The sequence below is a fragment of the Nocardioides sp. SRI_004 genome (genome assembly GCF_057586415.1).
This window is the reverse complement of record NZ_JBYCZV010000008.1, coordinates 122858-135007: the sequence shown is the minus strand read 5'-3', so window position 1 is coordinate 135007 and position 12150 is coordinate 122858. Positions and strand designations below refer to the sequence as shown.

Below are 12150 nucleotides of genomic sequence, written 5' to 3'. Positions count from 1 at the left end.
GCCGTGCCTCGCGCGAGCACCGGCCGCGCCGTCGACGGGCGCACGATGGTGCACTTCTGGTGCCCCGGCTGCAACAACGCCCACCAGATCGTCGAGGGGACCTGGTCGTGGAACGGCGACCTCGAGCGCCCGACGTTCACCCCGTCGGTGCTCGTCCGGTACGACGTCAGCCCGCCGAACCAACACCTCAGCACGGTGTGCCACTCGTTCGTGGCCGACGGCCGGATCCAGTTCCTCGGCGACTGCACCCACGAGTTCGCCGGGCAGACGGTTGATCTGCCCGAGTGGCCCGCGAGCGAGGGCTGAGACGGTGCCCGGCGTCGTCGGGCTTCTCGGGGTCATCGCCCTCAACTACCTACGCCACCGCCGCGGGCTGCCGACCATCTGCGCCACCTTCCGCCGCTACATCCCGCGCTGGGCTGTCGTCCCGTTCTGGGGCGGGCTGAGCGCGTACATGATCCCCCACCTGTGGCGCGGCTACCCGCGTCGACCGAAGGAGACTCGGTGACCACAAAGCACACCCTGACCGGCGACCTCGGCACCATCCTCGACGCCGAGGCCCGCTCGGTGTTCGCGACCGTCCGGACCAACCTCACCGGAACGGACGAGGCCCTGGTCGACCTCGACGCCGGCGTGGTGATGATGCGCGGCCCCGAGCGGATCACCCTCGACGACGGCCGTACCTTCTCCATCGACCTCATCGCCACCGACTCCACCGGCACCAACATCGCCGACGGCAGTCTTCGCTACGCCGTGGACGTCTCGTGGGCCGACGCGACCGGCCAGAAGTGGACGTGGACCTCCGGGTTCTTCCAGCACCTCGCCGACGCCGACCTGTCCAGCAAGGCCGGGTCGACTGCTGGCCTCCCCGCCGTTCCGGCACCCGCGCCGTCGACCATCGACGGAGCGACTGCGGCGAACCTCGCCGACGAGAGCTCGCAGACCCGGGCAGCCTTCGATGCCGCGATCGCACCTGCCCTCGAGCCGATCGTCGACGTCCTGCCGAACGGCATCATCGAGGGCCGCGCGCTGTTCCAGTACGGCCCGTCCCGCGGCGTGGGAGTCACCGCTCAGCGGATCCACTACAACCGCCTGCGCCGCCGCCTCGGCTCCGGGTTCTTCTTCAACGGGTCCGTCGGTGGCCACCTCGCCGCCGACGCTGCAGCTCTGATGTACGGCACCCGCGCCGACACCTCCCGACAGGGCGGCGGCGACAACGAGTGGAGCCCCAGCGTCGGGGCGTCGACCTTCGTCAACAAGGCCATGCAGGCCGCGGTGTTCATGATCTGGCCCTTCGGGAACGACGCCGCCCAGGACGGACGCTCGGACCGGAACTCCACGACCGCGAAGGCCCGCGCGTCGGCGAAGAACGCCCTACGCTCGATCGTCGCGCTCACTCGCGCCGAGGTCCGCATCGAGTCCGTGCTGCAGGGCACCTACACCACCACCAACGGCTCGCCGAACATCACCAACGCCGTCGCCTCGCCTTGGTACAAGGGCATGCTCGTCCAGGGCGCTGGGATCCCCCCCAACACCTACGTCGGTGACCTCATCAACGGCGGCCTCGGCGGGTTCAAGCTCTCCTCGAGCCGCACCAGCCAGGTCGACGTCAACGCGACCGCCGGCGCGTCGGTCACGCTCACCTTCTCCCCGGTCTACAGCGCCGGGTGGGCCACGCAGACGAGCACCGCGTTCTCGACCGGCAACATGGTCCGCACCATCACCGACGCCACCACCGCGACCTACGTCATCCACCTGCCCACCGCGCGACGGGTCCACTGGGTCACCACCGCGATCGACGACGCCGAGTACGTCGCCAAGGGCGCCCCGTTCGGCGGGACCGGCGGCGCCGGCTACTCCATCGTCGTCGACGGCGGCACACCCATCGTCGGGACCACCAGCAACGAGCACCGCTTCGGCGCCCTCGACTACTGCTACGGCCAGAAGACGATCGACCTCGGCGTCCTGCCCGCCGGCGTGCACACCATCGCGATCACCAGCAGCGGCGCCAGCAAGGTGCTCGGCGACGAGGGCCTACTCGTCGAGTCGCTCACCCCGCCGACCGTGCTGATCATGAAGGAGGTCGAGCTCCCCGCGGCCTACTACTCCCAGCTCACCGCCTACGGCGCCTCGTATGCCAAGACCCAGATCTACAACGGCTTCATCGACGATGAGGTCGCCCACTGGCCGGCCGACGAGTCCGTCATCACGATGGACGTCATCGCCTACGGCTACGACAAGGCGCTGCACATCTCCGACCGCGACGGCGCCTACGCGCACTTCAACGACGCCGGCGAGCGCATCGTCACCGACGCCATCCTCGCCCGCCTAAACGAGCTGTCCGCGCGACCCGGCCTCATCTGGACCTGACCGACGCCTCCCTCTCGGGAGCACCTGACCACCACCCTCGAAGGAAACCCCGATGCCCCTGCACGACAGCGCCCTCAACCTCATGGCCAACGCGCTCGCCGCCGACGCCACCCACCTCGCGCTCCACTCCGCCGACCCCGGCACCACCGGCGCCAACCAGACCACCGCCGGACGCCTGGCCGCCGGATGGGGCGCCGCCGCCGGCGGCGACATCGCGATCAGCGGCGCGAAAGCGTTCACCGGCGGCGCATCCAACGGCGCCGTCACCCACGTCGGCCTGTGGACCGCCTCGAGCGGCGGCACCTTCCGCGGCGTCACCGGCGACGCCTCGTTCAACTCCGCCGGCGAGTACACCCTCGACTCCCTCACCGTCGCCGGCAGCTGACCCGAGCCACAGCCGCGGTCTGAGCGATGACCACCGTCACCCTGACCACACCCGGCAGCAGCACCTGGACGTGCCCGGCCGGCGTCACGATGCTCGACAGCGTCGAGGTCAAGGGCGGCGGCGGAGGCGGCGAGGGCGGCACCGCGCTCGGAGCCGGTGGTGGTGGCGGCGGTGAGGGCGAGTACCGGATCCTCAGCAACGTCGCCGTCACCCCCGGCACGAACTACCCCTACACCGTCGGCGCGGCCGGCGCCGGCGCCGCGTACAGCACCGCCGCCACCGGCGGCACCGGCGGCGACAGCTCGTTCAACACCAGCACCGTCATCGCCAAGGGCGGGACCGGCGCCTCGGCGCGCAACGGCGGCGCAGGTGGCACCGGCGGGTCCGGCGGAACCGCCACGGCAGGCGCGGCCGGCGGCACCGCGACCAACTCCACCGGGACCGACGGAGCTGCCGGCGGCGGAACCACCCTCGGTGCCGTCGGTGGAGCGGGCGGCGTCACGGGCAGCCTCGCGGGCAAGGTCGGCACCGGGTACGGCGCCGGCGGAGGCGGCGGCAAGGGCAACAACAGCGGCGGCATCGGCGGCGCCGGCACCAGTGGCGTCGTCCGCATCACCTACACCGTCCCGCCGCCCCACGGCACCGCGACGGGTGGCCATACGTGGACAGCGACGGCCGCCGGCCGCCGCCGCCAGCACGGCACCAGCGGCGGCGCGAGCGCCTGGACCGGCGCCGCGGCCGGCAGCAAGGACCCCCGCGGCACTGCTGCCGGCGCCGCAATCTGGGCGGGGACGGCCGCAGGGCGCACCGCTCGCCACGGTACGACCGCCGGAGCCCACAACTGGACCGCCGCGGCCTCGGGCCACCGCGACCAGTCGGGCACGACCGCGGGCGCACACGCCTGGACCAGCACCGCCGCTGGACACCGCGACCAGTCCGGCGCCTCGGAAGGGCTGCACGGCTGGTCCGGCGCGAGTACCGGCGTCCGTCACCCACGCGCGACCGCGGCCGGCAGTCACATCTGGACCGGATCGGCCAGCTCGAACACCGTCCCCCACGGGACCGCGACCGGCTCCCACGCCTGGGCCGCCGAGCCAACCGGACACACCACCCGCCGCGGCCACAGCGCCGGAGCGAACACCTGGGCCGGGTCTGCCGCCGGCCATCGAGACCGAGATGGATCCGCGACCGGGGCCCACGCATGGAGCTCGAGCGCTGCCGGCCACCGCGACACCCACGGCACCGCAGCAGGCAGCCACGCCTCCACCGGTGCAGCCGTCGGCGCCCGCCGCCCCCGAGGGACCGCTCCCGCCACCTGCACTTACGGCGGCACCGCGGCCGGCGTACGACACCCCCAAGGCGCATCGTCTGGGGCGCACGCCTGGACTGCAACCCATTCCCTGCCCGCGGTCGTCGTCACCCCGGCCAGCAGGACCGCCACCACCGCGACCGAGCGCCGTACCGGCGAGACCGCACGCGAGGCCCGTCTCGTTGTCGTCCCGGCCGAGCTCCGCAGCGCAGTCGTTCGACCCGAAGCCCGCACCGCCCCGACCAGGAGACCCACATGACGTCGTTCATCAAGGACCCCGACGCCGAGCTCGACTACACCCGCTCCTGGGCCGACTGGCTCGCCGCGGTCGACGACACCATCGAGACCTCCACGTGGATCCTTCCCGACGGCCTCGAGATCGGCTCAAACGGCGACACCCACGACGACACCACCGCGACCATCTGGCTCAAGGGCGGCACTGTCGGCACCCGCTACCCGGTCACGAACCGCATCACTACCGCGGCCGGTCGCACGGACGACCGCACCTTCGACATCGTGATCAGGAACCGCTGACCTCGCTACCGCAAGCCGACCGCCCCGCTTCTCTCTCCGCGCAGGAGGAGAAGCGGGGCTTTCGGCTCCTCGCGCCATTCGGCACGATGGCCTCGTGATGAACTACCTGATGGACCTGTTCAGCGTCGTGGTGACACTCGGCGGTCTGGCCCTGCTAGTCGCCGCTGACGGCGACGCCACGCGATCGCTGCTTGGTCTTGGCCTCATCCTGGTGGTGGTGATTCAACGGCTTGCGATGATCGGCGATGAGCAACGCGCCCAAGTTCAGCTCCTCGAGAAGATTGCCCGTGACCGCTGAACCGCGCCCCATTCGGACGAACCCCCGCCCTCTTCGGAGGGCGGGGCTTTTCCGTTTTGGCTTCAGCTGAGGTTCCACTCAACGCCGGCTCCCGAGCACCGCCCGGCGAGCTCGGGTACCGCGGAGTCGAAAGCAGCGGAGGCCTCTGCGAAATCGAGAGTGTTGATCGTGGCCACACCTAGCTTTGTCGCCGCCGAGATCTCGGCCAGCGCCCGCCGGGTCTCGACGTCGGCGTCGGCGAGAAGGCGGTCGAACAAGGTGTCGTTGTTCGACCAAGAGGCCTCGCTGAGGGTGTCGTTGTCGAACTCTGCCGCGATCATCTCGCAGGCGCGGGCGAGGTCGATCTGCTCAGTCTCCGTGGCTTCGGACGACGCTGCGGTCGTCGTTGGAGTGTCAGGCTGTGCGTCTGATCCGCTCCCGCCGTCGTCCCCACATCCCGAGAGCAGGAGCGCAGCAGCGACCGTCAGTCCGAGTCGAGTCCTCATGGCGACAGAGACTAGGCCGACCGGCCGTCAGTCGCAGCCGTTGCTGCAACCTCCGCCACCGTCGTACCGTTGGCGACGTCCCCCGAGAAGGGATGCGCCCCTCGGGAGGGCGAGAGACAACGCTGACCCGAGGGGCCACTCACCGGGTGTGACGGGCCGCCTCGTCAGCCGCTACCGCCGCGGCTTCGACCTCGGCCTGCTCAAGGTCGGCACCGGCCGCGAGCAGGAGGTCGGCTGCCTCGCGGGAGAACGGGCTGGTCCCTGACCGGAACATCGCCATGTGCGTGCCGGCCGCCTTGCTCAGCAGCTCGCCACGCGTCGTGATCGCGCGGAGCTCGGCGACCGCCTCCTCGGTGGTGGTCTCCTCCGTGGCCATCCGCCGCGCGGTGCCGTGCAGCCGCGCGACCAGGACCCCGTCGGTCTGCTTGTGCTCACCACGACCGGCCATGGTCGGAGGTTAGGTCTACGCTCCGACATCGTGCTGATCCACGCTGCCCGCCGACCGAAGGACAACACCGCGGCCGAGATCGTGCACTGGAGCGTCGAGGCGACCGACTATGAGACCGGCAAGGCCGAGATCGACGCCGCGGTGCCCGAGGACTGGGTGCTGCTGTGGGTGCGGCCTGAGCGCTAGGTCATGCGATCCGAAGGTGGCTCCAGTTAGTCAGCTCCGCGAGGTGCTTGGGGTTCACTCCCAAGTCCTTTGAGACCACCGCCGGACCGCCATTGGTCGCCACGAGCCGGTTCATCAACTCGCCATGGACCGGTTCGAACCGTGCAGGCTCGTTCTTCCGCCACTTCGACATCTGGATCTGCAAGGCCCGGTAGCGACTGTCGTCGATGATGTCCAAGTCGTGCGCGCGGTAGACGAGAGCTGCGACCGACACCCCCCATGCGGACTTCAACGCAACGAAGTCCTTGAGCTGGGGCCGATCAGGCATCTGGGCTTCGAACTCCGCCTGGGGGAACAGCAGGTTGGAGGCGAAGCGGTTGGCTTCGTGCTCCGTCGTCGCGGTCGGCCGCTTGTGGAACAGCAGATGGGCAAGTTCGTGCCCCAAAGTCAGGCGGAACCGATCGCCAGGAACATTCGGGGCCAAACCGATGACCGGAACGTCGCCCACCCACGACGAAATCCCGTCTACCCCAAGCCCGACAATCGGAACGATGCAAACCCCGGCGCGCTCAACCAGAGCGGTCAGGTTGCGAATCGCACCGGACTCCTCGTGGCGAAGCGAGTATCGAACGTCGAGCGCGAGGTCGTCGAGATCATCCATCGAAATGGGGGCGGCTCCGGGACGCAACTGGATCTCAGGGGCTCCATCCGTGCGAGCACGCAGCTCGCCGAAGACTTCGCCGGCGAGCCTGACCAGCTCCTTGGCGCGCTTCCGCGTAGCCACCCTGGTCGACGCGCGCTGACGATGGAGCGGCTCCGACATGTCCGGGAGCTCGAATCGGTCGTTGGCGTAACCCAGAGGCTCGAGGTCGCCCGTGAACACGCGACGACCGCCCTCAATCGCTGAGATCATCTGCGGCGATAGGCCGACCAGTTCCCCCAGTTGGTCTTGCGAGAGCCCTTCGATCATGCGGTAGGAGCGAAGGCGATTCACTCGAACCCGCCTGCCCCCTCGTCGTGACCAAGATCGCCGATGTCACGGAACGTGTCGCGTGCGTCTTGATCGAAGGGCATGACCTGCTCGTCGGCGAGGTCTTCGAGTTCGTAGGACCATGTGCCGACGGGAACGGGAGCATCGGCGACATAGATCCTCTCCGAGCGCCCACGTGTGCTTCCGGGCGCGAGGGAAAGGTCGAGGCCGGTGCCGTGGAACCGATACACCACGACCTGGACGTCCGAAGACCGGACCAGATTGGCGATCGGGAACAAGGCGTCGTCCTGCTGACGAGACGTCGCAGTCTCGATGGCGACGGCACGTGAGCTCTTGAGGAGGAAGCGCTCGCCCGACCGCAACTCCGTGACCTCAACCCTCCCGTAGTCGACGTAGTTAGGCGACAACTCGTAGTTGTCGTCGTCGACGAACAGCGCCTGGATCACAGACCGCATGTGGTGCACCTTCGCCATAAGCGAAGGCGGCGAACCGTGCTCGTCACGGAACTGACGGCTGTAGGCGCCGGTGTCGTGGAAACTGGCAATGAGGTGCTGGGCGACCGGGCTGAGCCGTTCCTGCTGCATGCCCGAAATACTACATTGGCTGTGGAATCTACACAACCGATGTTGCATCGTGCCGCGAGGCCCGGGGAGTCCGTGCTCGACGCCGCGCAGCCCGGAGCCGCTGGAGCCGCTTCACCGTGACCGGGTCGTAGGCCAGCGCCTCCGGCTGGTCGATCAGCTCGTTGAGGATCTGGAAGTAGCGGGTCGCGCTCATCCCGAACTGCTCGCTGATCGCCGACTCCTTCGCGCCTTGGTAGCGCCAGGTCAGCCGCTCGAACTCGAGCATTGCTTGGTCGCGCTGGTTGAGCTGGGACGTCATGCGACTGACCTTGCGACCGAGGTCCGACACATCGCGACACGGCGGCCTGGCGATAGCACGTACGTAGCAATCCGCGAAGAACGAAACAGCCCCCGATCCTGCTCATGCGCAGGTCGGGGGCTGTTTTCCGGTTGGTGGGCGATACTGGGTTCGAACCAGTGACCTCTTCGGTGTGAACGAAGCGCGCTACCACTGCGCCAATCGCCCGGACGCGGAACCCAAGGAACCGCGGTCGGAGACTCTAACGCATCTCGCGACCGCGGTTCACATCGGGGACGGGTCAGCCCAGGTGGTGCACCTCCTGCAGGCGGTGCACCGGGGTGTCGATGCCGGCGTGGCGGGCCTTCAGCTGGAGGGCCAGGTAGAGCGAGTAGTGGCGCGACTGGTGCAGGTTGCCGCCGTGGAACCAGAGGTTCTCCTGCTGGGTCGGCTTCCACATGTTGCGCTGCTCGCCCTCCCACGGACCGGGGTCCTTGGTGGTGTCGGAGCCCAGGCCCCACACCTTGCCGACCTTGTCCGCGACCTCCTGGTTGATCAGGTCGGCGGCCCAGCCGTTCATCGAGCCGTAGCCGGTGGCGTAGACGACCAGGTCGGCCGGCAGCTCGGTGCCGTCGGCGAGGACCACGGACGTCTCGGTCAGGTGGTCGACCTGACCCTTGGCGAGCTTCACGTCGCGGTTCGCCACCAGCTCGGCGGCACCGACGTCGATGTAGTAGCCGGAGCCACGGCGCAGGTACTTCATGAACAGGCCGGACCCGTCGTCGCCCCAGTCGAGGTCGAAGCCGGCGGCCTCCATCCGGTCGTAGAAGTCCTTGTCGCGCTCGCGCATCTGGTCGTAGAGCGGGATCTGGAACTCGTGCATGATCTTGTAGGGCAGCGAGGCGAAGATCAGGTCGGCCTTCTCGGTGGTGACGCCGTTCTCGAGCGCACGCTCCGAGTAGAGGTCGCCCAGGCCGATGTCCATCAGGGTGTCGCTCTTGACGATGTGGGTCGACGAGCGCTGCACCATCGTCACGTCGGCGCCGTGCTCCCAGAGCGCGCCGCAGATGTCGAACGCGGAGTTGTTGCTGCCGACGACCACGACCTTCTTGCCGGCGTAGGCGTCCGGGCCGGGGTGCTGCGAGGAGTGGTGCTGCTCGCCCTGGAACACGTCCGCGCCGGGGTAGCTCGGGATGTTGGCCTTGCCGGACATGCCGGTCGCCATCACCAGGTGGGTCGGCTTGAGCACCAGCGGCTTGCCCTCGCGCTGGAGGTGGACGGTCCACTCCCCCGCGTCCTCGTCGTAGGACGCGTTGGTGGCGACCGTGTTGGACCAGTAGGGCACCTCCATGACCCGCGTGTAGAACTCGAGCCAGTCGCCGACCTTGTCCTTCGGCGCGAAGACCGGCCAGTTGTCGGGGAACTTGAGGTACGGCAGGTGGTCGTACCAGACCGGGTCGTGCAGGCACAGCGACTTGTAGCGGTTGCGCCACTGGTCGCCGGGGCGCGGGTGCTTGTCGATGACGAGCGCCGGTACGCCGAGCTGGCGCAGCCGCGCGCCGAGGGCGATGCCGCCCTGGCCGCCGCCGACCACCAGCACGTAGGGCTGGGTGTCGACGCCGAGCGCGGCGTCCTCGGCCTGGCGCTTCTCGAGCCAGGTCACCCGCTCCTTGTTCGCGCCGTGCTCGGCGCCCATCGGGCGTCGTACGCCCTTGGGCTCCTCGTGGCCCTTGAGCTCGAAGAGGGTGGTCAGGAAGGTCCACGCCTTCGGACCGTCCTCGTCGACGATGCGCACCAGCCCGCGCCCGCGACCGACCGCGGTCTCGAACTCGAACCAGGCCGTGGTGACGCCGTCCGCCGTGGCCGCCGGCTCGGTGAGCCGGAAGCCGGACGGGTCGACCCGGTCGAGGGTGGCGGCGAGCAGGTCCGCGACGCCGTCGGGGTTCTCGACGGTGGTGAGGTTCCAGGAGAAGGCGATCAGGTCGCGCCAGAAGCTGGTGGCGGCGAAGAGGCCGGAGGCGCGGTCGATGTCGCGGGCGGCGAGGGCGTCCTCGAAGGCCGCGAACCAGGCGGTGGCGGGGTCCGGAGCTGGGGTGGTGTCGGCCGTCGTGACGGGCCGGTCGTCGAGCTGGGTCATGCCGAGAAGGAGACTCCCGGGCGCACCGCTGCAGGAACCGTTGCACGATGTTGCATGTGGCCCCGGTCACATGGACCCGCCTACTGTGGACACATGGCCACGCACGACCTCGCGATGCGGGCCCGCGACCTGGTCCGGATCCACGACGCGGTGCTCTCCGGCTCCGCGCCGCCCGAGCGGCCGCGGGCCGTGGTGGCGCGCTCGTGGAGCCGGGTGATCGGCCTCGGCATCGACCCGGACGGCCGCAACGGCCGCGACCCGCTGTCGCCCGCGGACGTCGACGAGCGCCGCCGGAGCTCGCGGCTGGCGCTGGTGATCGACGAGATCCGGGAGCTGCTGCTCAGCGCCGCCGACGCGTCGAACTACCTGGTCGTCGTCACCGACGCCGACGGCATCCTGCTGTGGCGCAGCGGCTCGCCGCGGGTCAAGCGGCAGGCCGACGGGCTCGGCTTCGCCGAGGGCGCGCTGTGGACCGAGGGCAGCGTCGGCACCAACGCGATCGGCACTGCGCTCGAGGAGGGTGCGCCGGTCCAACTCTTCGCGGCCGAGCACTTCGAGCGGGCCCAGCTGCCCTGGTACTGCACCGCCTCCCCCATCCACGACCCCATCGACGGCTCCCTGCTCGGGATCGTCGACGTCAGCGGTCCGGCCCTCACGCTGCACCCCGCGATCGAGGCGCTGGTGACGGCGTCGGTCCGGCTCGCGGAGGCCCGGCTGTGGCGCCACCACGAGGAGCGCCTCGAGCAGCTGCGGCGTACGGCCGAGCCGTTGCTGTCCGGTGCCAACGGCCCGCTGCTCGTCGTCGACGACCACGGCTGGGTGGCGGCCCACCAGGGCGTGTCCGTGCGCGACCGGGTGGACGCGCCGCGGGCCGACCGGGCGGTCGCCGTACCCGGCCTCGGGCTGTGCCTGCCGGAGCGGTTGCGGGGCGGCTGGCTGATCCGGCCCCAGTCCGGCGAGACCGTGCTGCGGGCGACCCTGGACCTCTCCACGACGCCCGCGATGCTGGAGGTGCGCGGCGGTGAGGCACCGTGGCGGGTGGCGCTGTCGCCGCGGCACGCCGACGTCCTCGCAGCGCTGGCCGCGGCCGGACGCGGCGGGCTCACCGCCGGCGTCCTCAGCCACCGCCTGTACGGCGACGGGGAGCACCAGGTGACCGTGCGCGCCGAGATCTCGCGGATGCGCAAGGCGCTCGGCGCGCTGCTCGCGACGAACCCCTACCGGCTCGGCGACGGCGTCGAGCTCAGCGTCGTCAGCGATCCAGGCCGATGAGCGCGGCCTCGTTGTCGCGCCACGCCTGAGCGGCGGCCTTCGTCACGGGTCCCGGCGCCTCGAGCGTGCGGTCGTCCCAGCGGTGCACGCCCTGCACGTCGCGCGTGGTCGAGACGAGGAAGATCTCGTCAGCGCCCGCCGCGACCTCGATCGGCTCGTCGACCTCGGTCGCGCCGAACCACTCGATCAGCAGCGCGCGGGTGACCCCCGCGAGGCAGCCGCTCGCCAGGGTCGGCGTCCGCACCTCCCCGTCGACCACGTAGAACACGTTGGTCCCGGTGCCCTCGCACAGGTTGCCGGCCAGGTTGGCGAAGACGGCCTCGCTCGCGCCGGCCGCCTGGGCCTGGGCGAGCGCCACGACGTTCTCCGCGTACGACGTCGTCTTCAGCCCCGCCAGCGCCCCGCGCTCGTTGCGGGGCCACGGCACGGTGACGACAGCCGTCGTCTCCGGCGCCGGGTCCATCGGGCTCGCCACCACGATGACCGTCAGCGGGTCGCTGCCCCGCCCACTCCCCAGCGGCGCATTCCCGCCCGTGACGGTGATCCGCAGCCGGCCGAGCGCGATCGGCTCGCCCTCCAGCACGGCGCCGACCCCGCGTCGTACGTCGTCGACGTCGAGGCCCACCAGGCCGAGCCCGGCCGCCGAGGACTCCAGCCGGTCGAGGTGGCGCTGCAGTGCGAACGGCTGGCCGTCCACCACCTTGACCGCCTCGAAGACCGCGTCCCCGACCGTGAGGCCGTGGTCGGTCACCGGCACCGCCGGGGCCTTGGGGTCGGACAGCAGCTCACCGTTGATCCACACGCGCATGGGGCCAGCCTAGGAGGCTCCGCGAACGCCTTCCGCAGGGCTCCGACGAGGGCCGCGAGAACCCCCGACATGCCGAAAGTGACCCCC

16 protein-coding genes and 1 tRNA gene are annotated in these 12150 nt (G+C 70.3%); 9 read left to right on the top strand and 8 right to left on the bottom strand.

The window, feature by feature from the left end:
* The first annotated feature begins 3 nt into the window (after positions 1 to 3).
* The 7 genes from AC2YHB_RS12930 to AC2YHB_RS12900 all read left to right on the top strand — a co-directional run bounded on the left by AC2YHB_RS12930 (position 4) and on the right by AC2YHB_RS12900 (position 4896).
* The gene (locus AC2YHB_RS12930; protein WP_487354053.1) at positions 4 to 306 is read left to right on the top strand and encodes a ubiquitination-like system serine protease family protein; all 303 of its coding nucleotides are present in this window, start codon (positions 4 to 6) and stop codon (positions 304 to 306) included.
* A gap of 4 nt (positions 307 to 310) precedes the next feature.
* Positions 311 to 508 (top strand): hypothetical protein, encoded by a 198-nt coding sequence (locus AC2YHB_RS12925; protein ID WP_487354052.1) that lies wholly within the window; start codon positions 311 to 313, stop codon positions 506 to 508.
* Positions 505 to 2370 (top strand): hypothetical protein, encoded by a 1866-nt coding sequence (locus AC2YHB_RS12920; RefSeq protein ID WP_487354051.1) that lies wholly within the window; start codon positions 505 to 507, stop codon positions 2368 to 2370. Before AC2YHB_RS12925 ends, AC2YHB_RS12920 begins: the two co-directional genes overlap by 4 nt.
* Before the next feature lie 52 nt (positions 2371 to 2422).
* Positions 2423 to 2755: a phage tail fiber protein gene (locus AC2YHB_RS12915; RefSeq protein ID WP_487354050.1), complete on the top strand. Its 333-nt coding sequence runs from the start codon at positions 2423 to 2425 to the stop codon at positions 2753 to 2755.
* 26 nt (positions 2756 to 2781) lie between these two features.
* Entirely contained in the window at positions 2782 to 4323 is a 1542-nt protein-coding gene (locus AC2YHB_RS12910) for a glycine-rich domain-containing protein (protein ID WP_487354049.1), read from the top strand.
* On the top strand, positions 4320 to 4598 hold the full coding sequence (locus AC2YHB_RS12905) for a phage fiber-tail adaptor protein (RefSeq protein ID WP_487354048.1): 279 nt from the start codon (positions 4320 to 4322) through the stop codon (positions 4596 to 4598). The genes AC2YHB_RS12910 and AC2YHB_RS12905 overlap by 4 nt, the downstream gene beginning before the upstream one ends.
* Before the next feature lie 94 nt (positions 4599 to 4692).
* On the top strand, positions 4693 to 4896 hold the full coding sequence (locus AC2YHB_RS12900; protein ID WP_487354047.1) for a hypothetical protein: 204 nt from the start codon (positions 4693 to 4695) through the stop codon (positions 4894 to 4896).
* A gap of 62 nt (positions 4897 to 4958) precedes the next feature.
* Here the strand turns inward: AC2YHB_RS12900 and AC2YHB_RS12895 are convergent, their stop codons facing one another.
* Complete coding sequence (locus AC2YHB_RS12895) at positions 4959 to 5381, bottom strand: hypothetical protein (RefSeq protein WP_487354046.1); 423 nt, start codon at positions 5379 to 5381, stop codon at positions 4959 to 4961.
* Positions 5382 to 5520: 139 nt separating this feature from the next.
* Positions 5521 to 5829, bottom strand: a complete 309-nt coding sequence (locus AC2YHB_RS12890; protein WP_487354045.1) for a hypothetical protein — start codon at positions 5827 to 5829, stop codon at positions 5521 to 5523.
* Between the two features lie 30 nt (positions 5830 to 5859).
* Between AC2YHB_RS12890 and AC2YHB_RS12885 the strand changes: the two genes are divergently transcribed.
* On the top strand, positions 5860 to 6015 hold the full coding sequence (locus AC2YHB_RS12885; protein ID WP_487354044.1) for a hypothetical protein: 156 nt from the start codon (positions 5860 to 5862) through the stop codon (positions 6013 to 6015).
* A 1-nt stretch (position 6016) separates the two neighbouring features.
* Here the strand turns inward: AC2YHB_RS12885 and AC2YHB_RS12880 are convergent, their stop codons facing one another.
* The 5 genes from AC2YHB_RS12880 to AC2YHB_RS12860 all read right to left on the bottom strand — a co-directional run bounded on the left by AC2YHB_RS12880 (position 6017) and on the right by AC2YHB_RS12860 (position 9983).
* Positions 6017 to 6988 (bottom strand): ImmA/IrrE family metallo-endopeptidase, encoded by a 972-nt coding sequence (locus AC2YHB_RS12880; RefSeq protein ID WP_487354043.1) that lies wholly within the window; start codon positions 6986 to 6988, stop codon positions 6017 to 6019.
* Positions 6985 to 7569, bottom strand: a complete 585-nt coding sequence (locus tag AC2YHB_RS12875) for a hypothetical protein (protein WP_487354042.1) — start codon at positions 7567 to 7569, stop codon at positions 6985 to 6987. Before AC2YHB_RS12875 ends, AC2YHB_RS12880 begins: the two co-directional genes overlap by 4 nt.
* Positions 7570 to 7597: 28 nt before the next feature.
* Positions 7598 to 7867 carry a DUF3263 domain-containing protein gene (locus tag AC2YHB_RS12870; RefSeq protein WP_487354041.1) on the bottom strand — a complete coding sequence of 90 codons (270 nt, stop codon included), beginning with the start codon at positions 7865 to 7867 and terminating at the stop codon, positions 7598 to 7600.
* Positions 7868 to 7999: 132 nt separating this feature from the next.
* Positions 8000 to 8074, bottom strand: a tRNA-Val gene (locus AC2YHB_RS12865).
* A gap of 73 nt (positions 8075 to 8147) precedes the next feature.
* Positions 8148 to 9983: a flavin-containing monooxygenase gene (locus tag AC2YHB_RS12860; protein WP_179651692.1), complete on the bottom strand. Its 1836-nt coding sequence runs from the start codon at positions 9981 to 9983 to the stop codon at positions 8148 to 8150.
* 93 nt (positions 9984 to 10076) lie between these two features.
* Here AC2YHB_RS12860 and AC2YHB_RS12855 point away from each other — a divergent pair, with 93 nt between their 5' ends.
* Entirely contained in the window at positions 10077 to 11255 is a 1179-nt protein-coding gene (locus AC2YHB_RS12855) for a GAF domain-containing protein (RefSeq protein WP_179651694.1), read from the top strand.
* Here the strand turns inward: AC2YHB_RS12855 and AC2YHB_RS12850 are convergent.
* Entirely contained in the window at positions 11236 to 12063 is an 828-nt protein-coding gene (locus AC2YHB_RS12850; RefSeq protein WP_179651696.1) for an aminotransferase class IV, read from the bottom strand. The two genes, AC2YHB_RS12855 and AC2YHB_RS12850, sit on opposite strands and share 20 nt — an antisense overlap.
* Positions 12064 to 12150 lie beyond the last annotated feature (87 nt).